The following is a 19,961-nucleotide window of genomic DNA, read 5'->3' as shown; positions in this document are numbered from 1 at the left end:
TATGTATGCTTTATTACGATTACAGTTTGAATTACATAAGAAAATGTTATTATTTTTAATCGTAGCGCTACCCATTATTGTCTTTCTACTTCCTGCATCAAATATTTCGATTTTTGCTTACATTATGGCAATAAATGCAATCACGAGTTCAACCTTTTTATCAAACAACACCTTTTATCGCACGCTTCATACGATGCCGCTTAAAAGGGAACACATTGTCAAAAGCAGCTACACGTTCTCCTTCCTATTTGTATCCATCATTTTTATGATTTTGGCACTATCTCAGGTGAGCACAGGGATTACACATGAAAATCCACAAGAGCATTGGGGGTTTTTCACTGGCTTTTTCGGTAGCGCCATTGTAGTAATCGCCCTGCAGCAGTATTTTATGTTCACAAACGAGAAAATAACGAAAAGTTCAGTGGACAATGCATTAGCTACATTCGGTTCATTATTTGTCATCATGATTCCCCATGCAGCGTTTTGCTTAATCGGACCTGAGGAAACATTTTATATAAGAATGATGATTATGCCGATGATTAGTTGTATGCTTTATTTTATTATGTTAAAAATCTCCACTAGAGCATATAAAAAGAGAGAGCTTTTCTAAATGAATGATGCAGAAAGAACAAGGGAGCCAGAAAGTAACAACTTTCTAGCTCCCTTCTCTCTTATTACGGCCCAATAATCGCAATGGCTGGCTCTTCTTTTAAAATATGCTCAATCAGCTCATCCACCGATTCCATTGAAATGGCCTCGATACGAGCTAATATGTCATCAACAGACCGGTGCTGCCCGTGTACAAGCTCGTTCATACCGTTGCGATTCATATGTGCTTCTGTCCCTTCTAAGCCGAGTACGAAGCTCCCTTTTAGCTGCTCTTTCGCATTTTCTAATTCCTCTTCCGTCACACCACCTATGACAACATCAAATAATGTTTTATCAATTTGATGTTGCAAGGCGTCTAAGTTTTGCTTAGATGTACTGGCATAAATGGTAAACGCTCCAACATCGGCGTAGCTGGATTGATAGCTAAATACCGAGTATGCTAGGCCACGCTCTTCACGCACTTCTTGGAAAAGACGCGAGCTCATATTGCCCCCAATAATATTATTTAGCGCAATAAAGCTATACATATTCGGGTTTTTCACCCCAATTGCAGGGAAGGAAATCGCAATATGCGCTTGTTCTGTATCACGCGTTTTGACAACCTCTCCCGCATGAAACATCGGGTGCGTTAACATCGCTTCTTCTGCTACAGGTGATGCTTCAAACGAGCCAAATAACTCCTCAATTGTTGCAAGTAAGCCTTCTGCAATATTACCTGCTACAGAAATGACGATGTTTTGTGGTATGTAATGCTTAGCCATATAATTTCGTATCATCTGTGCATCAAATGTTGCCAATGTCTGTGCTGTCCCTAAAATCGGTCGACCAAGTGCATCATCTGGATACATTACGCCCCAAAGAATTTCATGCACATCATCATCCGGTGCATCTTCACTCATATAAATTTCTTCGAGCACTACTTGTCGCTCACGTTCAATTTCTTCCGGAAGAAATGCTGAATTAAAAAACATATCCGCTAAAATCGTAACCGCTAGTTCACCGTGGTGATCTAGGACTTTCGCATAATAACATGTATGCTCTTTGGACGTAAACGCATTTACTTCCCCACCAATGCGGTCGAATTCTTCTGCAATTTGACGAGCAGAGCGCGTTGTTGTCCCTTTAAACAGCATATGTTCAATAAAATGTGTAATGCCATTCTCTTCTGGACGCTCATAACGAGAGCCTGCATTCACCCAAACCCCAACAGATAATGAACGAACATGGTCGATTTGCTCCGATACAATTTTTACACCATTTTTACATGAAGTTACCGATATCATATTTCCCTCTCTTATTAAGAAAAGCGCAAGCGCCTACTCTAGCCCCGACATGCGTTGGAGATAGGCTCACAGTGTGCTTGCACACGAAGAGACTTTCGAAACGTCACGAGGGGCTGGTCCGCTTGCGCTAGACATGCTTTCAATTTGAAAAAAGTTATACTTTCTTATCTTTTTAAAAAGAGGCTGCACCGAAGTACACCCTCTCTTTTCTCTATTACGCTTGTTCAGCGCGTTCTTTTTCTTCCTTGATAACCACTTTACGCGATAAGTTTACACGACCTTGCGCATCGATTTCGATACATTTTACAAGTAACTGATCGCCCAGTTTTAATACGTCTTCTACTTGTTTCGTACGTTCCTCTTGAATTTCTGAAATGTGTAGTAAACCATCTTTACCTGGGAAGATTTCACAGAATGCACCAAATTTTTCGATACGTTTCACTGTAGCCATGTAGTACTCGCCTACTTTAGCTTCACGTACAATCGATTCAATGATCTCTTTCGCGCGTTGATTCATCGCTTCGTCTGCTGAAGAGATGTAAATTGTACCGTCTTGTTCTGTATCAATTTTAACGCCTGTCTCTTCAATGATTTTGTTGATTTGTTTACCACCAGGTCCGATGACATCACGGATTTTATCTGGATTAATGTGAATCATCACAATTTTTGGTGCGTATTTAGAAAGCTGTTCACGTGGCTGATTAATTGTTTCCATCATATGCTCTAAAATTTGCATACGACCAATTTTTGCTTGTGTTAACGCTTCTTCTAAAATATTGCGTGACAGTCCATCAATTTTAATGTCCATTTGAAGTGCTGTTACACCTTTCGCTGTACCCGCTACTTTAAAGTCCATATCACCAAGGTGGTCTTCCATTCCTTGAATATCCGTTAATACTGTGTAGTGCTCGCCTTTTTTCACAAGCCCCATCGCAATACCTGCTACTGGCGCTTTTAGCGGTACACCTGCATCCATCATCGCCATCGTACTTGCACAAATGGAAGCCTGTGATGTTGAACCATTTGATTCAAGTACTTCCGATACACAACGGATTGCATATGGGAAATCTTTTTCATCTGGAATAACCGCAAGTAATGCACGCTCACCAAGAGCACCGTGACCAATTTCACGACGACCAGGACCACGCATTGGACCTGTTTCCCCTACTGAGAATTGCGGGAAATTGTAGTGGTGCATCCAACGTTTTGACTCTTCTACACCAAGACCATCAATAATTTGTACATCGCCTAAAGCACCTAATGTACAAATGGATAGCGCTTGTGTTTGACCACGTGTGAAAAGACCCGAACCATGTGTACGTGGTAATAACCCAACTTCAGATGATAACGGACGGATTTCGTCTTGTTTACGACCATCTGGACGGATTTTTTCTTCTGTAATTAAACGGCGAACTTCATCTTTCACCATCTTATCTAAAATCATTTTTACTTGCTTTAATGTTTCTTCGTCTACTTCTTCTGCCTCATACGCCTCAATAATGCGTTGTTTTACCGCAGTGATGTTTTCTTCACGCTCTTGCTTATCTACCGTTTGAATGGCAGCGTTCAAATCTGCTTCGCAAGCTTCTTTAATTTTGGCAGTTAATTCTTCATTTAGCTCATATAGTTCAACTGGTCGTTTTTCTTTTCCAACCTCAGCTACAATTTGTTCTTGGAAAGCAATTAATTTTTTAATTTCTTCGTGACCGAACATAATTGCCTCAAGCATGATTTCTTCAGGTACTTCTAGTGCGCCTGCCTCTACCATGTTGATTGCATCTTTATTCCCCGCTACTGTAAGGTGGATTGTACTTTGTGCCGCTTGCTCCACCGTTGGATTGACAACGAACTCACCATCAATATAACCAACATGTACACCCGCAATTGGGCCGTCAAATGGAATATCAGAAACAGCAATAGCTAAAGATGAACCAAACATTGCCGCCACATCAGATGGGCAATCTTGGTCATTCGACATAACCATTGAAATAACTTGTACTTCGTTACGGAAGCCATCTGGGAACATTGGTCGGATTGGACGGTCGATTAAACGACTTGTTAATACCGCTTGCTCAGAAGGACGCCCTTCACGTTTAATGAAGCCACCTGGAATTTTTCCTGCTGCATATAGACGCTCTTCATAATTCACTGTTAGTGGGAAGAAATCTAATGGCTTTGGTGATTTTGACATCGTTGCAGTAGCCAGTACTGCTGTTTCACCATAGCGCACTAAAGCGGCGCCATTTGCTTGTTTTGCTAACTGTCCTACTTCTATTACTAAAGGACGGCCAGCCCATTCGTATGAATAGACTTTTTTGTCGTTCATCTAATGAACCCCTTTCTACTTTGAAACACACTACGTTACTTTTATTATGTACCATAGTTAGTGTATCAAAAAAGCTTTCTCTATGCTAAATATTTTCAATAAATTACTTGAATTTTAATGTTGACAATTTAGGAGACGATTATATCACTAAAACATAAAGAAAAAGCGGGAAAATTCCCGCTTTTTGTCATGTCTAGCTGTCACGTGCTCACAATTTACTCATTTCAGAGCTAAATGAGCACGCTGAAGCCTTTCGAATAGATTAGCGACGTAATCCAAGTTTGTTGATTAATTCACGGTAACGTTGTACGTCAGTTTCACGTAAATATTTTAATAAGTGACGACGACGACCTACCATTTTTAAAAGACCACGCTCAGAGTGGAAGTCTTTTTTATGAGTACGTAAGTGAGTGTTTAATGCGTTGATTTCTGCAGTTAATACAGCGATTTGTACTTCTGGAGAACCAGTGTCGCCCTCATGAGTGCGGTACTCAGCGATGATTTCGTTTTTGCGTTCTTTTGTAATTGCCATGTGAATGGACCTCCTAAATATTAAAATATCCCCACTAGCACAGCAATCGTCGGAGAATCGGAAAGCCGAGCTAAGGTTCGTACGCTTTTCGTACTAATGCATCTTAACATATTTTGTATAGCCAAGCAACTATTATGCTTGCTTATTTAAATAATCCACGGCAGCTTGTTTATCTTTTTCAATTTGAGCAACAAGCGCTTCAATGCCATTAAATTTTTGTTCACTACGAATACGGTGATACCAACCAACGATTACCTCTTCACCGTAAATGTTTTTGTCGAAGTTGAAAATATGTACTTCGATTGTTAATTGTTTGTTATTTGGATCTTTAAATGTTGGTTTATAGCCAACATTACACACCCCATCTAGCCATTCATTTTGCACTAAAATTTTGACTGCATATACCCCTGTCGCTGGAATAAAGCAACCTTCCATATGCTGCACATTGGCTGTTGGAAACCCAAGTGTACGCCCGCGCTTATCACCATGTACAACAATGCCTGGCACTTCAAAGGCACGTCCAAGTAACATACGCGCTTCTTCCATATTGCCTTCTTGCAACGCTCTACGAATACGCGTAGAACTAATTTTTTCCGTTGTATCCGCACACTTCTCAACAATCGTTACGTCGAAATCATGACCGCCTATTTCGCGCATCAGCTTCATATTCCCTTTCCCAAACGCACCAAATGAAAAATCAAATCCAGCTGTTACATGTTTTACATTTAAATCACGAATAAAATATTGGATGAAATCTTCTGGTGAAAGCTTCGCAAAATCAGATGTAAAATTGACAACAAATACAGTATCAATCGCCAATTTACTTAATGTATCAAGCTTTTGCTGAAGAGGCGTAATATAAAATACTTTTTCATTGCGTCCACCTAATACGATTGATGGATGTGGATCAAACGTCATGACTGCGCTTTTTAATCCTTTTTCTTTTGCCGTATCAATAGCAGACTGAATGACTACTTGATGTCCACGATGTACACCATCAAAAAAACCAACGGCTAACGAGTACGGCCCTTCTGTTGCTTTCAGTTGATGTGGATATTTTAAATGAATAACGTCCATAATTTCCTCCTACTCGATTTCAGGGAACATTTTGTCTGGTTTCATTTGACCGTCCTTTGTCGGATGCTTGATATACACCGCGAATGCCTTCCCTTCAACCCCAAACACAATTTTTTCATTTACTTTTAATAATGGATGAATTGGTAGGACTTGTCCATTAAAAATTTGTTTACGATTGGAATTGTCGATTTCAACATATGGGTAATCACTCAGTGCATATTCAACAGGTAAAATGAAGCTTTGATCGTCTAGTTCCATCTTTGCTGCTACTTCAGCAAGCGTGAGACAATGTTCTTTCGTAAATGTTCCAGATGAAGTACGAACGAGTTCATGCATATGTGCCGGATACCCTAGCGCCTCACCAATTTGAACAGCCAGTGTACGGATATATGTGCCTTTACTACATTGAATTCGAATAGCAAACCGCACTTCTTCTCCTTCAAAGATTTCGCCTTCACTTAACAATTCTAATGTATAAATCGTTACTTGGCGTGTTGGACGTTCAACGGTTTGACCAGCGCGTGCATATTCATATAGCTTTTTACCATTTACTTTGACAGCTGAAAACATAGGTGGTGTTTGCTGAATGTCGCCTGTTAATGTTTGAAGTGCTTGCAAAATTTGCGCACGTGTGAAAGATTTATAGGCCGTATCTTGTTCGACTGTTTCTCCTTCTGCATCTTCCGTTGTTGTGGTGCGACCAATAGATATGATAGCTTCATATGTTTTCCCAGCATCCGTTAAATATTCTGCGATACGTGTTGCTTGACCGATACAAATTGGTAAAACCCCTTCCACACCTGGGTCAAGCGTCCCGGTATGTCCGACTTTTTTTGTTTTTAAAATTTTCCGCAACTTAAATACGCAATCATGACTTGTCATGCCGCGCTCTTTCCATAAAGGTAAAATCCCGTTCATCTTTCGGCTCCTTTTGCAGTTAATAAAAAAGCCTGCGCAATATTGCGACAGGCTTTTAATAGTTGATGCTTTGCGCTAAAGCAAATACGATCTTACTTCTCTTGATGTAGAGAACGTAACAATTCATCGATCTTGTTACCGTACTCAATTGAAGCATCAAATGTGAAGGAAATTTCTGGTGTACGACGTAAACGAATACGAGAACCGATTTCTGAGCGAATAAAGCCTGATGCTTTTTCTAATGCTTTTAACGTTTCTGCACGCTCACGTTCATTTCCTAATGAAGTAATATACACCGTTGCTTGTTGTAAGTCTCCTGTTACATCAACGTCTGTTACTGTTACAAAACCTACGCGAGGGTCTTTAATTTTACGACCAATAATCTCACCAAGCTCTTTTTTCATTTGCTCAGCTACGCGGTTAGAACGTAGAGACATACGTGTCACCACCTTTATCTATATCTCATGAGGGTTCACACCACATCTTACACATGGTATGAACCCATTGCTTTATAAGTATTCACGCCAACGATCAAGCATTTCCCATTGTGGATTTGACTCCAAATAATGCAATGCATGGTCCATCTCACGATCAGCCGCCTCTTTGGAAGAAGCAACTGTCACAATCGCAAGGCGTGTACGTTGCCAAACATCTTGATGATCAATTTCCGCAACAGATACATTAAATTTTTGCTTCGTACGCATCGTCATACGTTGCAAAACGGCACGCTTTTCCTTTAACGAATGGGCAGTGTGAATAATGAATTCAACTTCTGCGTAGACAATCATTAGACGCGTTTAATTTCTTCCATAATGAAGGCTTCAATAATGTCGCCCTCTTTAATGTCGTTATAGTTTTTAATTGTGATACCACATTCGTAACCTCTTGCCACTTCTTTTGCATCATCTTTGAAGCGTTTTAATGAGTCTAGCTCACCTTCAAATACAACGATACCTTCGCGGATAATACGTACACCTGCATCACGCACAATTTTACCTTCTATTACATAAGAACCAGCAATTGTACCTACTTTTGATACTTTGATTGTTTGACGAACTTCTGCTTGACCAACAATTTTTTCTTCATATTCAGGGTCTAACATACCTTTCATCGCTGCTTCGATTTCTTCGATTACTTTGTAAATAATGCGATGTAAACGAATGTCTACTCCTTCAGCTTCTGCTGCACGTTTTGCATTTACATCAGGACGAACATTGAAACCAATCACGATAGCGTTTGAAGCTGCGGCAAGTGTAATATCCGATTCTGTAATCGCACCTGCACCCGTGTGAATAATTTTCACGTTTACGCCTTCTACATCAATTTTCATTAATGATGCAGCCATCGCTTCTACTGTACCTTGTACGTCTGCTTTAACGATTAAGTTTAATTCTTTTACGTCACCTTGGCTCATTTGTTCGAATAAGTTATCCAGCGTTACGCGTTGCTTTTCAGAACGCTGTGCTTGGATTGCTGTCATCGCGCGAGATTCACCTACTTGACGAGCTGTTTTCTCATCTTCGAACACTACAAAACGGTCACCTGCTTGTGGTACATCGTTCAGACCTGTAATTTCAACTGGTGTAGATGGACCCGCCTCTTTTACGCGGCGACCCATGTCATTAACCATCGCACGAACGCGACCGTAAGCATGACCTACTACGATTGGATCACCAACACGTAATGTCCCGTCTTGTACTAATAATGTTGCCACAGAACCGCGACCTTTATCCAATTGCGCTTCAATAACTGTACCGATTGCTGAGCGGTTTGGATTTGCTTTTAGTTCTGCTACTTCAGAAACTAATAAAATCATTTCTAACAATTGCTCAATACCTTCTCCTTTTAATGCAGAGATTGGTACGAAAATTGTGTCGCCACCCCAGTCTTCCGGCACTAAAGCATGCTCTGTTAATTCTTGCATAACACGGTCTGGGTTTGCTGAAGGTTTATCCATTTTGTTTACCGCAACGATAATTGGCACTTCTGCCGCTTTTGCGTGGTTAATCGCTTCCACTGTTTGAGGCATCACACCATCATCTGCTGCTACTACAATAATCGCTAAATCCGTTACTTTGGCACCACGTGCACGCATCGTTGTAAACGCAGCGTGACCAGGTGTATCTAAGAATGAAATTTTCTTATCTTGTACTTCTACTTGGTAAGCACCGATATGTTGTGTAATACCACCTGCTTCTCCAGCAGTTACTTTTGTATTACGAATCGAATCAAGTAATGTTGTTTTACCATGGTCTACGTGACCCATAATCGTTACAACTGGTGGACGCTCTTCTAATAATGCTTCATCCATTTCAGTTACTTGTTCGAAGTGCGTTTCTAAATCGGTAATATCTACACGTACTTCTTCTTCTACTTCTACACCATAGTCTGCACAAATTAACTCAATGGCATCTTTATCTAGCTCTTGGTTAATTGTGGCCATTACACCTAGCATGAATAACTTTTTGATTAATTCAGATGGTTCACGGTGTAATTTTTTCGCTAACTCCGCTACTGTTAGACTTTCATAGAATGTAATTTTTTCTGGTAATTCTTTTTGTACTACTTGCACCGGCTGTTGTGGCTTATGTGTACGACGCTTCCCACCATGGATTCCTGGCTTACGGCGTTGTTGATTGCCACCTTTATTACGATTGTTATGATTTTGATTATTATTTTGTGTCATATTTCTATTTTGGCTACCTTTATTCTTTTGTTTTTCGCCCGTAGACGATGATTGACTTGCTTGAGAAGGTTGTTGCTTTACTGCTTTTGGTTGTTGTGACGCTTGTGAACGCGTGTTTTGTTTATTCACCTGCTCTTTTACAGGTTGTTTAGAAGGAGTTGCTTTTATTCGTTCTACTGTTTGCTTAAAGACTGCATCAAGTTTTGAAACAGTATCAGCTTCTAATACAGCCATATGATTTTTCACAGGCATGTCAAGCTTTCCTAGCTGTTCAATTACTTCTTTACTCGTTTTATTTACCTTTTTCGCATATTCATGAACTCTTACTTTGCTCATCTGCTCACCCCCGATTATTTTTCGTTGAGTAGACTAGACATTTTCTTTGCAAACCCGCTATCTGTAATCGCTAACGCGACACGAGCTTCTTTTCCTGTAGCATGTCCGAGATCATAACGATCGCCAAACACATGTAACTCAACATTGTAATACGTACACTTATCCGTCAATTTTTTACTAGTATTCGCTGATGCATCAGATGCTAAGAGCACGATTTTGGCATTGCCACTACGAATTTCTTTAATGACTAATTCTTCACCAGAAATTACTTTACGCGCTCTTGCTGCTAACCCTAACAGTTGCAGAATCGCTTGGTTGGTCATAAAATCGACTCCCTGCGAATTAGCGTGATGAGTTGCTCATAAATTTCATCAGGAATTTTCGCTTCTAATTGACGTTCTAAAATATTTTTTTTACGCGCTAAATTTACTGCTTCCTCTGATTTTGATACGTAAGCACCGCGACCAGATTTTTTACCTGTTACATCGACGGATACTTCACCCTCTTTGGAACGAACAACACGAATCATCGCTTTTTTTGGAAGCATTTCGCCTGTTGCGATACATTTGCGTAAAGGAATCTTCCTATTCGTCGTCATCAGAATTCACCTCACTAAAGTAACAACTTATTAATATGCTGTCGAATTTTTATGATAGTCGTGTATGTTCAAGATCTAATATCTACACTAGCACAGCGCTATCGTTATTTACTCACTATTCTTCGTCATCCGCATATAAATCGTACTCAAGTTCTTCGTCATCTAATTGCGGAACAAATGTGCTTGCTTCGTTAGGATAAATCCCTAATTCGCGCGCTTCTGTTTCACTCTTAATATCAATTTTCCACCCTGTTAATTTTGCTGCAAGGCGTGCGTTTTGACCACGTTTACCAATAGCAAGTGACAGTTGATAATCTGGCACAACAACCGTTGTGGATTTTTCTTCTTCGTTCACTTGAACATCAAGTACCTTTGATGGACTTAACGCATTTGCTACGAATACTACTGGATCTTCTGACCATTCTACGATGTCAATTTTCTCTCCGTTTAATTCGTTTACAATTGTTTGTACGCGCGCTCCCTTTGCTCCTACACATGAGCCGACTGGGTCTACTTCCTCATTATGAGCGTAAACAGAAATCTTTGAGCGATCACCGGCTTCACGAGCGATTGACTTAATTTCTACTGTACCATCGTAAATTTCAGGAACTTCCATTTCGAATAAGCGACGTAATAAGCCTGGGTGTGTACGAGAAACGATAATCTGAGGACCTTTTGTCGTACGTTCTACTTTTGTGATATACATACGAAGGCGACTTTGCGGCTTATATACTTCACCTTGAATTTGTTCATTCGTTGGTAAAGCTGCCTCTACTTTACCAAGTGACACATAAATATTACGCTGATCTTGACGTTCAATTGTACCAACGACAATGTCATCTACTGAATCTACGTATTCTTCGTAGATGCGACCACGCTCTGCTTCGCGTACACGTTGTGTGACAACTTGCTTCGCTGTTTGTGCCGCAATACGCCCAAAGTTACGCGGTGTCACTTCTTGCTCTAACACATCGCCTACTTCATATACAGGATTAATTGCCTTGGCATCTTCCAATGAAATTTGCAGACGATCATCCTCTACCTCTTCTACAACATCTTTGCGAGAGTAAACGACCATTGAACCTGTATTTAAGTTCAGATCAACGCGTACATTTTGTGCTTGGTTAAAGTTACGCTTATAAGCAGTTACTAATGCTGCCTCAATTGCCTCAATTAGTACCTCTCTTGAAATGCCCTTCTGCTCTTCCAGTGCCGTTAAAGCATCTAGTAACTCACTATTCATTTTTATTTTCACTCCTAAATTTGCTTATCTGAAAAATCAATCGCATAACGAGCTTGTGCGACTTTTTCTTTTGGAATTTCTACATTTACTTTACGTGTTTTAATACGAACGGTCATCGATAAATCTTCACCATTATATGCCATTAAGTATCCTTCGAATTCTTTCATGTCCTTGATTGGCTCATACGTTTTCACATAAATATATTTGCCGACTGCTTTTTCGAAGTCGGATTCTTTTTTCAGTGGACGCTCAGCACCAGGCGAAGACACTTCTAAGTAATAGTTTTGCTCAATTGGATCTTTTTCATCTAATATTAAGCTTAAACGTTCACTTACTAATGCACATTGGTCAATATCAATTCCACCTTCTGGTGTATCAACATAGACACGTAAAAACCAGTTGCGACCTTCCTTCACGAACTCGACATCTACAAGTTCTAAGTTTAACTCTGTTGTAATCGGTGTTACCAGTTCTTCAATAATTGACGTAACTTTGCTCATCGTATCCTCCTTACGTCACGTTTTTTTCATCCGTAAAACACAGTTGGTCCATTTAGGACGCGATAATATTCTTTTTATACGGATATTTGTCTACTTTTATACGGGAGTATCCGCTAATAAAACACAAATTCCACCAGCAAGTGGTGAAATTTGAGGTCTCAACAGCTGTTGTTTATGCGTAAAAAACTTGTATGTAGGCATAAACAATAGAAAAGAGCGGGAGAAACCCACTCTTTTGCTGCAATGCTATCAACAAATTATTACCATTAGAATAACATACCTCATAACGTAATGCAAACGAACATGCTTTAAATAGGATTTCTCTGCTTAGAATAGCGATAATTGGTTTGCGTCTGGCATCCCTTCCAAACAACCCAGTTGATCCATATACTCAATTAACGTTTTAGATACACGTCCACGGCGCTGCAAGTCTTCTTTTGATAAAAACTCACCTTCTGCACGTGCTGCAACAATTTGCTTCGCTACGTTTGTGCCTAGACCTGGAATCGCATCAAATGGCGGAATAAGCGTATTCCCCTCGATAATAAATTCACTCGCTTCCGAACGATATAAATCTGGCTTTTGCATACTTATCCCGCGCTCACTCATTTCTAACGCAATCTCAAGCACAGTCATTAAGTTTTTCTCTTTTGTCGATGCATCCAATCCTTTAATCGCAATTTCATCAATTTTTTGGCGGATCATTGCTGAACCTTGTGTCATCGCAATCAAATCAAAATCATCCGCACGCACTGTAAAGTAAGCCGCGTAATACAGAATCGGATAATGTACTTTAAACCACGCAATACGCACTGCCATTAATACATACGCGGCAGCGTGCGCCTTAGGGAACATGTATTTAATTTTTTTACAAGAATCGATATACCAATCCGGCACTTTTTTATCCTTCATTTCAGCTTCCATTTCTTCTGTCAAGCCTTTTCCTTTACGTACCGACTCCATAATTTTGAACGCAAAGGATGGTTCAAGCCCTTGGTATATTAAATACACCATAATGTCGTCACGACAGCCGATTACTTCAGATAAGACGCATATACCATTATGAATCAGCTCTTGGGCATTCCCCAGCCATACGTCTGTACCGTGGGATAGTCCTGAAATTTGAACAAGTTCACTAAATGTAGATGGCTTCGTATCTTCAAGCATTTGACGCACAAACTTTGTACCAAACTCAGGAATACCAAGCGTCCCTGTTTTTGTACCGATTTGTTCCGCCGTTACACCTAGCGACTCCGGAGAGCTAAATATTTTCATGACTTCTGGATCATCTGTCGGAATCGTTTTCGGATCAATCCCTGATAGATCTTGTAACATACGAATCACTGTCGGATCATCGTGTCCAAGAATATCTAATTTTAATACGTTATCGTGGATAGAATGGAAGTCAAAATGCGTCGTTTTCCATTCTGCGTCTTGTGCATCCGCGGGATATTGCACCGGTGTAAAATCATATACCTCCATATAATCAGGAATTACAATAATCCCACCCGGGTGCTGGCCTGTTGTACGTTTAACACCTGTACACCCTTGTACAAGCCGGTCTACTTCCGCATTTCTAAAGGTCATATTGTGATCATTGGCGTACCCTTTTACATACCCATATGCGGTTTTTTCTGCAACCGTACCAATCGTCCCTGCACGATAAACATAGTCCTCACCGAACAATACTTTCGTATAATTATGAGCATTTGGCTGATATTCACCGGAGAAATTCAAATCGATATCCGGTACCTTATCTCCTTTAAATCCAAGGAACGTTTCAAACGGAATGTCTTGTCCATCTTTTTTGTAGGCACTGCCACAGTTGACACAATCTTTGTTCGGTAAATCGTAGCCTGACGCAACGGAACCATCTGCGATAAACTCAGAATGCTTACAGTTCGGGCACACATAATGCGGTGGTAATGGATTTACTTCGGTAATTTCCATAAATGTCGCAACGAGCGATGACCCTACCGAACCACGGGAACCAACTAAGTAGCCATCCGCTAGTGATTTTTTTACGAGCTTGGCAGAGATTAAGTAAATAACCCCGAATCCGTGCCCTAAAATCGACTTTAATTCCTTTTCTATACGAGCCTGTACAATTTCCGGTAGCTCCTCACCATAAATAAGATGCGCCATTTCATACGTTAAATTGGTAACCTCTTCATCTGAACCTTCAATTTTCGGTGTATATAAATCATCTTTAATCGGTTTAACATCACCGACCATGGCCGCTACTTTTTGCGTATTTGTTACAACAACTTCTTTCGCTAATTCTGGTCCTAAAAAATCAAATTCCTTGAGCATTTCATCTGTTGTGCGGAAATGTACCTTTGGCAAGGGATTACGGTTTAGTGGATTTGCCCCACCCATAGAACCAATTAAAATTTGACGGAATTTATAATCTGTCTCATCTAAGTAATGCACATTGCCTGTTGCACAAACGGGTATATCTAGCTTCTTCCCAAGCTTGACGAGACGACGAATAATATCTTCTAAATTCCACTCATCATGCACGACACCACCGTCAATTAATGGTGAATAAACCGGCTTAGGCTGTACTTCAATATAATCATAAAACTTCGCTACTTTTTCAGCCTCTTCTGGTGTTTTATTCATAATCGTTTCAAATAACTCACCATTGGAACAACCTGAACCAACAATTAAACCTTGCCGTAGCTTCGTTAAGTCCGAACGACGAATGCGTGGTACACGATAAAAAGTTTGTGTGTGCGCAATCGACACAAGCTTAAATAAATTTTTAAGACCATCATTATCAACAGCTAAAATCGTACAATGGCTTGGACGTGCTTGCTTATATCCATCCGTTCCGCCTACATGCTGATTAAATTCATCGTGATAAGCAATGCCCATATCAAACGCTTGTTTTAATAGATGCAGTAATAACTCCCCTGTTGCTTCTGTATCGTAAATAGCACGGTGATGCTGCGATAACTCGATATTGTATTTTCTTGTTAATGCTTTTAAATTATGCGCTTTTTGCCCTGGATTTACGAGACGTGAAAGTTCAACTGTATCGATTGCGGGATGTTGAACCCCTTCAATTCCAACTTTTTTATAGGCGACATATAAAAAGCCAAGGTCAAACGATGCGTTATGGGCGACAACGATGGCGTCGCCAATAAATTCATAAAACTCTTGCACGACTTGTTCAATCTCTGGTTGACCAACAAGCATATCATCTGTAATATGCGTGAGCTCAATAATTTTAGCTGTCAACGGACGATGAGGATTGGAAAATCGCTCAAAGCGTTCAATCACTTCACCATTTTTTATTTTGACTGCAGCAAGCTCAATAATTGCATCGTATACATTGGAGAAACCCGTTGTTTCAACGTCAAATACGACAAATGTTGCTTCCTCCAGTTGAATATGCTGTTCAGCGTAAGCAATCGGCGCCCCATCATCAACGAGATTAGCCTCTAGCCCATAAATCACTTTAATACCGTTCTTTTTTCCTGCGGCATAAGCATCTGGGAATGCCTGTACAACAGCATGATCGGTTACAGCAATAGCCGAATGCCCCCATTTTGCTGCCTGTGCAATTAAACGATCCACCGATGTTACAGCATCCATCTGACTCATCGGTGTATGCATATGAAGCTCTACACGCTTTTCCCCATCAGGTGCCAAATCTTTACGCGACTCTCTATGAATTTCATTTATATCACGTGCCATCATCACCATATCACGCGCAAAATTATCCCATTGAACCGAGCCACGTACACGTACCCACATTCCTTTTTTCAATTGTTCCATCATCGCGAGATCATCATCACCGCGCGAGAACATTTTGATGAGCATGGAGTCCGTATAATCCGTCATTTTAAATTCAAGCAATGCACGACCACTCTTTAAAATTTTTATTTCATTTACGAAAACAAAGCCTTCTAAAATGATCGAGCTTTCTTCCTCAACAACAGAACGAATTTCTGCCACTTCTGGATTTTTAATCATGCCGCCCAGCTGAAACGGTCGGTCCTGGGCAACAGCTGCTGGGTTGGCCGCTTTTTCTTTTTCACGGCGTTGGAAATCTTCTAGTGCCTGTTGTGAAAGTCGTTCTTCTTCTTGTCTACGTTGCTCATAAAATGCTTCTTGCATCGCAAGCAGTTCTTCACTTGGGTCTACTAACTGAAAGTCTATTGGCATATGTGGAAAGCCTAACGCCCTATATTCCATTGATATGCGCTCTGCATATTTAGCCTTTAACTGCATAAGCTGAATATCTTGCTCCACATTCGCAACAATTTTATTACCTGTCCAAACAGGGATTTGCTTCGCTAACTGTTGACGTAATGGCGGCGACATATCATCAATCGCTTCAATTACTGTCAGCCAGTATTCATGAACCAGTTGTTCCGTTACTTGTGGTGCACGTGTTTCAATAGCCAATGAAACTTGAGCGATATGTGCAAATTTCTCGACCATTCGCATGCGCATTACTTGATACACTTGATAAGGCAAAATTTGCTCTAGTGTAATCCCAAATTGCCAAACGCGCTTTTTTTTATGAACCGTCATGCGTGATAATTCTCCACGCTCAAAAAATGACATGTACACATCCTCTGTCAATTCAAGCTGCTGAAGTAACAGTAAAAAGCGCTCCGTAGCTTGTTGTGTCACCGTTTTATCCTCCTTGTTCCTGAAAAAGAAAGGAAAGCGACAAATTTAGACGCTTCCCCCTTCTTTAAATTATATATTTGTACGGAAGAATTCATTCAGACGATCAATTACTTCTTCCTTTGCCCACTCAAATGTTTCACCTGATGCACGGAATTTCACTTCCACTAAGCCTTCCGCTGCCTTTTTACCAACCGTTACACGTACTGGTAAGCCGATTAAGTCTGCGTCAGCAAATTTCACACCCGCACGCTCTGCACGGTCATCATATAGCACACCATAACGATATGATTTTAATAAGCCATATAATTCATCTGCAAGCTGTACTTGTGCCTCATCTTTCGTATTCACTGGTACTAAGTGTACATCATAAGGCGCTAATTGTTTTGGCCATACAAAACCTTTTTCGTCTTGGAATTGCTCAGCAACTGCTGCTAGGATACGAGAAACCCCAATACCGTAGCATCCCATAATAAATGGTTGTGTTTTGCCTTGCTCATCTAAGTATAATGCATTCATTTTAGCAGAATACGTCGTTCCAAGTTTGAAAATATGACCTACTTCGATACCTTCAGCAAATTTAATAACACCTTGTCCATCTGGGGACAGGTCCCCCTCTTGGATAAAGCGAATATCCGCATAAGCATTAATAGCGAAGTCACGCTCTGGGTTGACATTTACATAGTGGAAGCCATCTTCATTTGCCCCTGCCACACCATTGCGAATCGATTTAATCGCATTATCCGCAATGACTTTGACATTCACTGGTAACTTGACAGGCCCAATTGAACCAACTGTGCAACCTAAAAGCGCTTGAATCTCTGCTTCTTCTGCTAGTTCAACAGAACCTGCATCTAAAGCATTTTTTAATTTAATATCATTGATTTCGTGATCACCACGTGCGAGCACAACGACTAACTCATCATCAATTTTGAATACTAAAGATTTAATACAATTTGAGGCAGGTACATTTAAGAAGTTTGAAACTTCTTCAATTGTTTTCACATCTGGTGTCGCTACTTTTTCAAGCTCAAGCATTGCTTCATCAGATGGCTTATAATCTACTACTACTTCTGCCATTTCGATATTTGCTGCGTAATCTGAAGAATCAGAGTAAGCAATTGTATCTTCACCAATCTCAGAAAGTACCATAAACTCATGTGTACCTTTCCCACCGATTGAACCTGCATCGGCGATTACAGCACGGAAGTTTAAGCCAAGGCGCGTGAAAATATTAGAGTATGCACGGTACATATCTTCATATGTAGCATCTAAGCTTTCACGAGACGCATGGAATGAGTAGGCATCTTTCATAATAAACTCGCGACCACGCAGCAGTCCAAAACGCGGACGCTTTTCATCACGGAATTTCGTTTGAATTTGATAAAGCGTTAATGGTAATTTTTTATACGATTTAATCTCATCACGTACAAGTGTTGTAATCACTTCTTCGTGTGTTGGGCCTAACGCAAAGTCACGGTTATGACGGTCTTTAAAACGCATTAATTCTGGACCGTATTTTTCCCAGCGCCCTGATTCTTGCCAAAGCTCTGCTGATTGCATCGCTGGCATTAATAGCTCTTGCGCGTTAATCGCTTCTAATTCTTCGCGAATGACTTGCTCAATTTTCGATAATACTTTGCGTGCAAGTGGTAAGTACGAATAAATACCTGATGCATTTTGACGAATGAATCCAGCACGTAGAAGGACTTGATGCGATTTTACTTCCGCATCAGAAGGTACTTCACGAAGTGTTGGAATGAAAGTTAAACTTTGTTTCATAAAGTTGCTCCACCTTTTAAATTAAAAATATAACATAAGCATAATCAAATTTAGCTTTGAGCGCCACTAAATATGATAGAATGCGCCCAAAGCTTTTATTTTAAAAGAAGAATTTTTGAATATCGTTCCAAGTAACTACAACCATTAATACCATTAATAGTACAATGCCAACGAAATGTACAAGTCCTTCTTTTTCACGATTAATCGGTTTGCCGCGTACCGCTTCAAAAGCAAAGAATAATAAACGGCCACCATCAAGAGCTGGTAATGGCAATAAATTCATAATCCCTAAGTTAATACTTAGCATCGCAGCCCAGCGCATTAACTGATATACACCGTGTTCAGCTACAGATTCTGTATATTTATAAATCCCTACCGGACCCGATAAATCATCAATAGAAAACTGTCCTGTTACAAGCATACCAAGCATTTTAAAAATTTGTACTGTAAAGTCGTACGTATTGACAGCTGCGTTCGGAATAGCTTCTAATGGCGCTGATTCAAATGGCGTTTGATATAGTACACCAATGCGCCCAAACGTCTGCCCTTGTTCCGTCACAGCATCAGGTGTTACTGTTAAATGCACTGGTGCCCCTGCACGCTCTACCACAAATGCTAACGGTTTGCCCGGATTTTCTTGAATGGCAGCTGATAATTCCTGCCACTGTGTAATTTGAACACCGTTAATGGCTGTGACTAAATCCCCATCTTGCATGCCCGCTTCCATCGCTGGTCCATTATCAGTCACTTCTGTAATAACGGGCTCATATGTTGGCTTTCCTTGCAGTAAACCAATCGCTAGAAAAATAAAGAACGCTAAAATAAAGTTAAAAAGTGGCCCAGCAAAAATTGCCATTGCACGTTGACCCACAGTTTTTGAATTAAACTGACGATCATACGGAGCAATCATCGTTTCATTGCCATTTTCTGCAATGACTGCATTTCGAGCTACTTTATAACGGACAATACGCGGGTACTCACTGTCATCATCCTCATCGTATCCTTCAATCCATAAGCCTTTATTTAAATCAGCGCGCTCTACTTCCAAAAAGACAACATTTGGATGATTGTTTTTCTGATTTAAAATAATCTTCTGCACGACATTGTCTTCGTTTGTCACTAAGGCCACACGATAACCCGGCTGTAATTCAATACTATCTAAATCGTCACCAGCCATACGTACATAACCGCCGATTGGTAACAGACGAATTGTGTACAGTGTCTCGCCTTTTGTCATGCCAAAAATTTTCGGCCCCATCCCAATGGCAAACTCACGTACCATAATACCGGCACGCTTCGCAAAAATAAAGTGACCGAGCTCATGGAAGAATACGAGCGCGCCAAAAATGATTATAAATGCAATTACTGTTTGCATACTATCCCACCTTCACGAGCAAATTTACATGCATCTTTTATCCCGCACT

16 protein-coding genes are annotated in these 19,961 nt (G+C 40.4%); 1 reads left to right on the top strand and 15 read right to left on the bottom strand.

The window, feature by feature from the left end; translation table 11 throughout:
• The first annotated feature begins 1 nt into the window (after nucleotide 1).
• Entirely contained in the window at nucleotides 2-610 is a 609-nt protein-coding gene (locus ACQQ2I_RS05255) for an ABC-2 transporter permease (RefSeq protein ID WP_431029515.1), read from the top strand.
• Nucleotides 611-674: 64 nt separating this feature from the next.
• Here the strand turns inward: ACQQ2I_RS05255 and ACQQ2I_RS05250 are convergent, their stop codons facing one another.
• From ACQQ2I_RS05250 to rseP, 15 genes are all read right to left on the bottom strand, one after another.
• Entirely contained in the window at nucleotides 675-1,892 is a 1,218-nt protein-coding gene (locus tag ACQQ2I_RS05250) for a M16 family metallopeptidase (protein WP_431029514.1), read from the bottom strand.
• Nucleotides 1,893-2,106: 214 nt separating this feature from the next.
• Entirely contained in the window at nucleotides 2,107-4,218 is a 2,112-nt protein-coding gene (gene pnp, locus ACQQ2I_RS05245; protein ID WP_431029513.1) for a polyribonucleotide nucleotidyltransferase, read from the bottom strand.
• Between the two features lie 262 nt (nucleotides 4,219-4,480).
• Nucleotides 4,481-4,750 (bottom strand): 30S ribosomal protein S15, encoded by a 270-nt coding sequence (gene rpsO / locus ACQQ2I_RS05240; RefSeq protein ID WP_431029512.1) that lies wholly within the window; start codon nucleotides 4,748-4,750, stop codon nucleotides 4,481-4,483.
• A 132-nt stretch (nucleotides 4,751-4,882) separates the two neighbouring features.
• Nucleotides 4,883-5,827 (bottom strand): bifunctional riboflavin kinase/FAD synthetase, encoded by a 945-nt coding sequence (locus tag ACQQ2I_RS05235; protein WP_431029511.1) that lies wholly within the window; start codon nucleotides 5,825-5,827, stop codon nucleotides 4,883-4,885.
• A 9-nt stretch (nucleotides 5,828-5,836) separates the two neighbouring features.
• Nucleotides 5,837-6,745 carry a tRNA pseudouridine(55) synthase TruB gene (gene truB / locus ACQQ2I_RS05230; RefSeq protein WP_431029510.1) on the bottom strand — a complete coding sequence of 303 codons (909 nt, stop codon included), beginning with the start codon at nucleotides 6,743-6,745 and terminating at the stop codon, nucleotides 5,837-5,839.
• Between the two features lie 92 nt (nucleotides 6,746-6,837).
• On the bottom strand, nucleotides 6,838-7,182 hold the full coding sequence (gene rbfA, locus ACQQ2I_RS05225; protein WP_431029509.1) for a 30S ribosome-binding factor RbfA: 345 nt from the start codon (nucleotides 7,180-7,182) through the stop codon (nucleotides 6,838-6,840).
• 72 nt (nucleotides 7,183-7,254) lie between these two features.
• The gene (locus ACQQ2I_RS05220) at nucleotides 7,255-7,533 is read right to left on the bottom strand and encodes a DUF503 domain-containing protein (RefSeq protein ID WP_431029508.1); all 279 of its coding nucleotides are present in this window, start codon (nucleotides 7,531-7,533) and stop codon (nucleotides 7,255-7,257) included.
• Complete coding sequence (gene infB / locus ACQQ2I_RS05215) at nucleotides 7,533-9,767, bottom strand: translation initiation factor IF-2 (RefSeq protein WP_431029507.1); 2,235 nt, start codon at nucleotides 9,765-9,767, stop codon at nucleotides 7,533-7,535. Before infB ends, ACQQ2I_RS05220 begins: the two co-directional genes overlap by 1 nt.
• A 14-nt stretch (nucleotides 9,768-9,781) precedes the next feature.
• The gene (locus ACQQ2I_RS05210) at nucleotides 9,782-10,090 is read right to left on the bottom strand and encodes a YlxQ family RNA-binding protein (protein ID WP_391366479.1); all 309 of its coding nucleotides are present in this window, start codon (nucleotides 10,088-10,090) and stop codon (nucleotides 9,782-9,784) included.
• Nucleotides 10,087-10,365, bottom strand: coding sequence for an RNase P modulator RnpM (rnpM, locus tag ACQQ2I_RS05205; protein WP_431029506.1), 279 nt, complete (start codon nucleotides 10,363-10,365; stop codon nucleotides 10,087-10,089). The genes ACQQ2I_RS05210 and rnpM overlap by 4 nt, the downstream gene beginning before the upstream one ends.
• Before the next feature lie 115 nt (nucleotides 10,366-10,480).
• Nucleotides 10,481-11,608: a transcription termination factor NusA gene (gene nusA / locus ACQQ2I_RS05200; RefSeq protein ID WP_431029505.1), complete on the bottom strand. Its 1,128-nt coding sequence runs from the start codon at nucleotides 11,606-11,608 to the stop codon at nucleotides 10,481-10,483.
• 14 nt (nucleotides 11,609-11,622) lie between these two features.
• Complete coding sequence (rimP, locus tag ACQQ2I_RS05195) at nucleotides 11,623-12,108, bottom strand: ribosome maturation factor RimP (protein ID WP_391366473.1); 486 nt, start codon at nucleotides 12,106-12,108, stop codon at nucleotides 11,623-11,625.
• Between the two features lie 327 nt (nucleotides 12,109-12,435).
• On the bottom strand, nucleotides 12,436-16,758 hold the full coding sequence (locus ACQQ2I_RS05190; protein WP_431029504.1) for a PolC-type DNA polymerase III: 4,323 nt from the start codon (nucleotides 16,756-16,758) through the stop codon (nucleotides 12,436-12,438).
• A 69-nt stretch (nucleotides 16,759-16,827) separates the two neighbouring features.
• Entirely contained in the window at nucleotides 16,828-18,537 is a 1,710-nt protein-coding gene (locus tag ACQQ2I_RS05185) for a proline--tRNA ligase (protein ID WP_431029503.1), read from the bottom strand.
• A 100-nt stretch (nucleotides 18,538-18,637) separates the two neighbouring features.
• Entirely contained in the window at nucleotides 18,638-19,912 is a 1,275-nt protein-coding gene (gene rseP / locus ACQQ2I_RS05180) for an RIP metalloprotease RseP (RefSeq protein ID WP_431029502.1), read from the bottom strand.
• Between the last annotated feature and the right edge of the window lie 49 nt (nucleotides 19,913-19,961).

Origin of the sequence: Lysinibacillus sp. LZ02 (genome assembly GCF_050613145.1) — a bacterium.
Lineage (GTDB): Bacteria > Bacillota > Bacilli > Bacillales_A > Planococcaceae > Lysinibacillus_B.
Note: the sequence above shows the minus strand (reverse complement) of the source record. Positions and strands in the feature narration are given on the sequence as shown.

What these genes read in the sequence shown, in the direction of transcription:
- ACQQ2I_RS05255 (WP_431029515.1), top strand. Translation starts at nt 2, where the DNA reads ATGTATGCTTTATTACGATTACAGTTTGAATTACATAAGAAAATGTTA.
- ACQQ2I_RS05250 (WP_431029514.1), bottom strand. Translation starts at nt 1,892, where the DNA reads ATGATATCGGTAACTTCATGTAAAAATGGTGTAAAAATTGTATCGGAG.
- pnp (WP_431029513.1), bottom strand. Translation starts at nt 4,218, where the DNA reads ATGAACGACAAAAAAGTCTATTCATACGAATGGGCTGGCCGTCCTTTA.
- rpsO (WP_431029512.1), bottom strand. Translation starts at nt 4,750, where the DNA reads ATGGCAATTACAAAAGAACGCAAAAACGAAATCATCGCTGAGTACCGC.
- ACQQ2I_RS05235 (WP_431029511.1), bottom strand. Translation starts at nt 5,827, where the DNA reads ATGGACGTTATTCATTTAAAATATCCACATCAACTGAAAGCAACAGAA.
- truB (WP_431029510.1), bottom strand. Translation starts at nt 6,745, where the DNA reads ATGAACGGGATTTTACCTTTATGGAAAGAGCGCGGCATGACAAGTCAT.
- rbfA (WP_431029509.1), bottom strand. Translation starts at nt 7,182, where the DNA reads ATGTCTCTACGTTCTAACCGCGTAGCTGAGCAAATGAAAAAAGAGCTT.
- ACQQ2I_RS05220 (WP_431029508.1), bottom strand. Translation starts at nt 7,533, where the DNA reads ATGATTGTCTACGCAGAAGTTGAATTCATTATTCACACTGCCCATTCG.
- infB (WP_431029507.1), bottom strand. Translation starts at nt 9,767, where the DNA reads ATGAGCAAAGTAAGAGTTCATGAATATGCGAAAAAGGTAAATAAAACG.
- ACQQ2I_RS05210 (WP_391366479.1), bottom strand. Translation starts at nt 10,090, where the DNA reads ATGACCAACCAAGCGATTCTGCAACTGTTAGGGTTAGCAGCAAGAGCG.
- rnpM (WP_431029506.1), bottom strand. Translation starts at nt 10,365, where the DNA reads ATGACGACGAATAGGAAGATTCCTTTACGCAAATGTATCGCAACAGGC.
- nusA (WP_431029505.1), bottom strand. Translation starts at nt 11,608, where the DNA reads ATGAATAGTGAGTTACTAGATGCTTTAACGGCACTGGAAGAGCAGAAG.
- rimP (WP_391366473.1), bottom strand. Translation starts at nt 12,108, where the DNA reads ATGAGCAAAGTTACGTCAATTATTGAAGAACTGGTAACACCGATTACA.
- ACQQ2I_RS05185 (WP_431029503.1), bottom strand. Translation starts at nt 18,537, where the DNA reads ATGAAACAAAGTTTAACTTTCATTCCAACACTTCGTGAAGTACCTTCT.
- rseP (WP_431029502.1), bottom strand. Translation starts at nt 19,912, where the DNA reads ATGCAAACAGTAATTGCATTTATAATCATTTTTGGCGCGCTCGTATTC.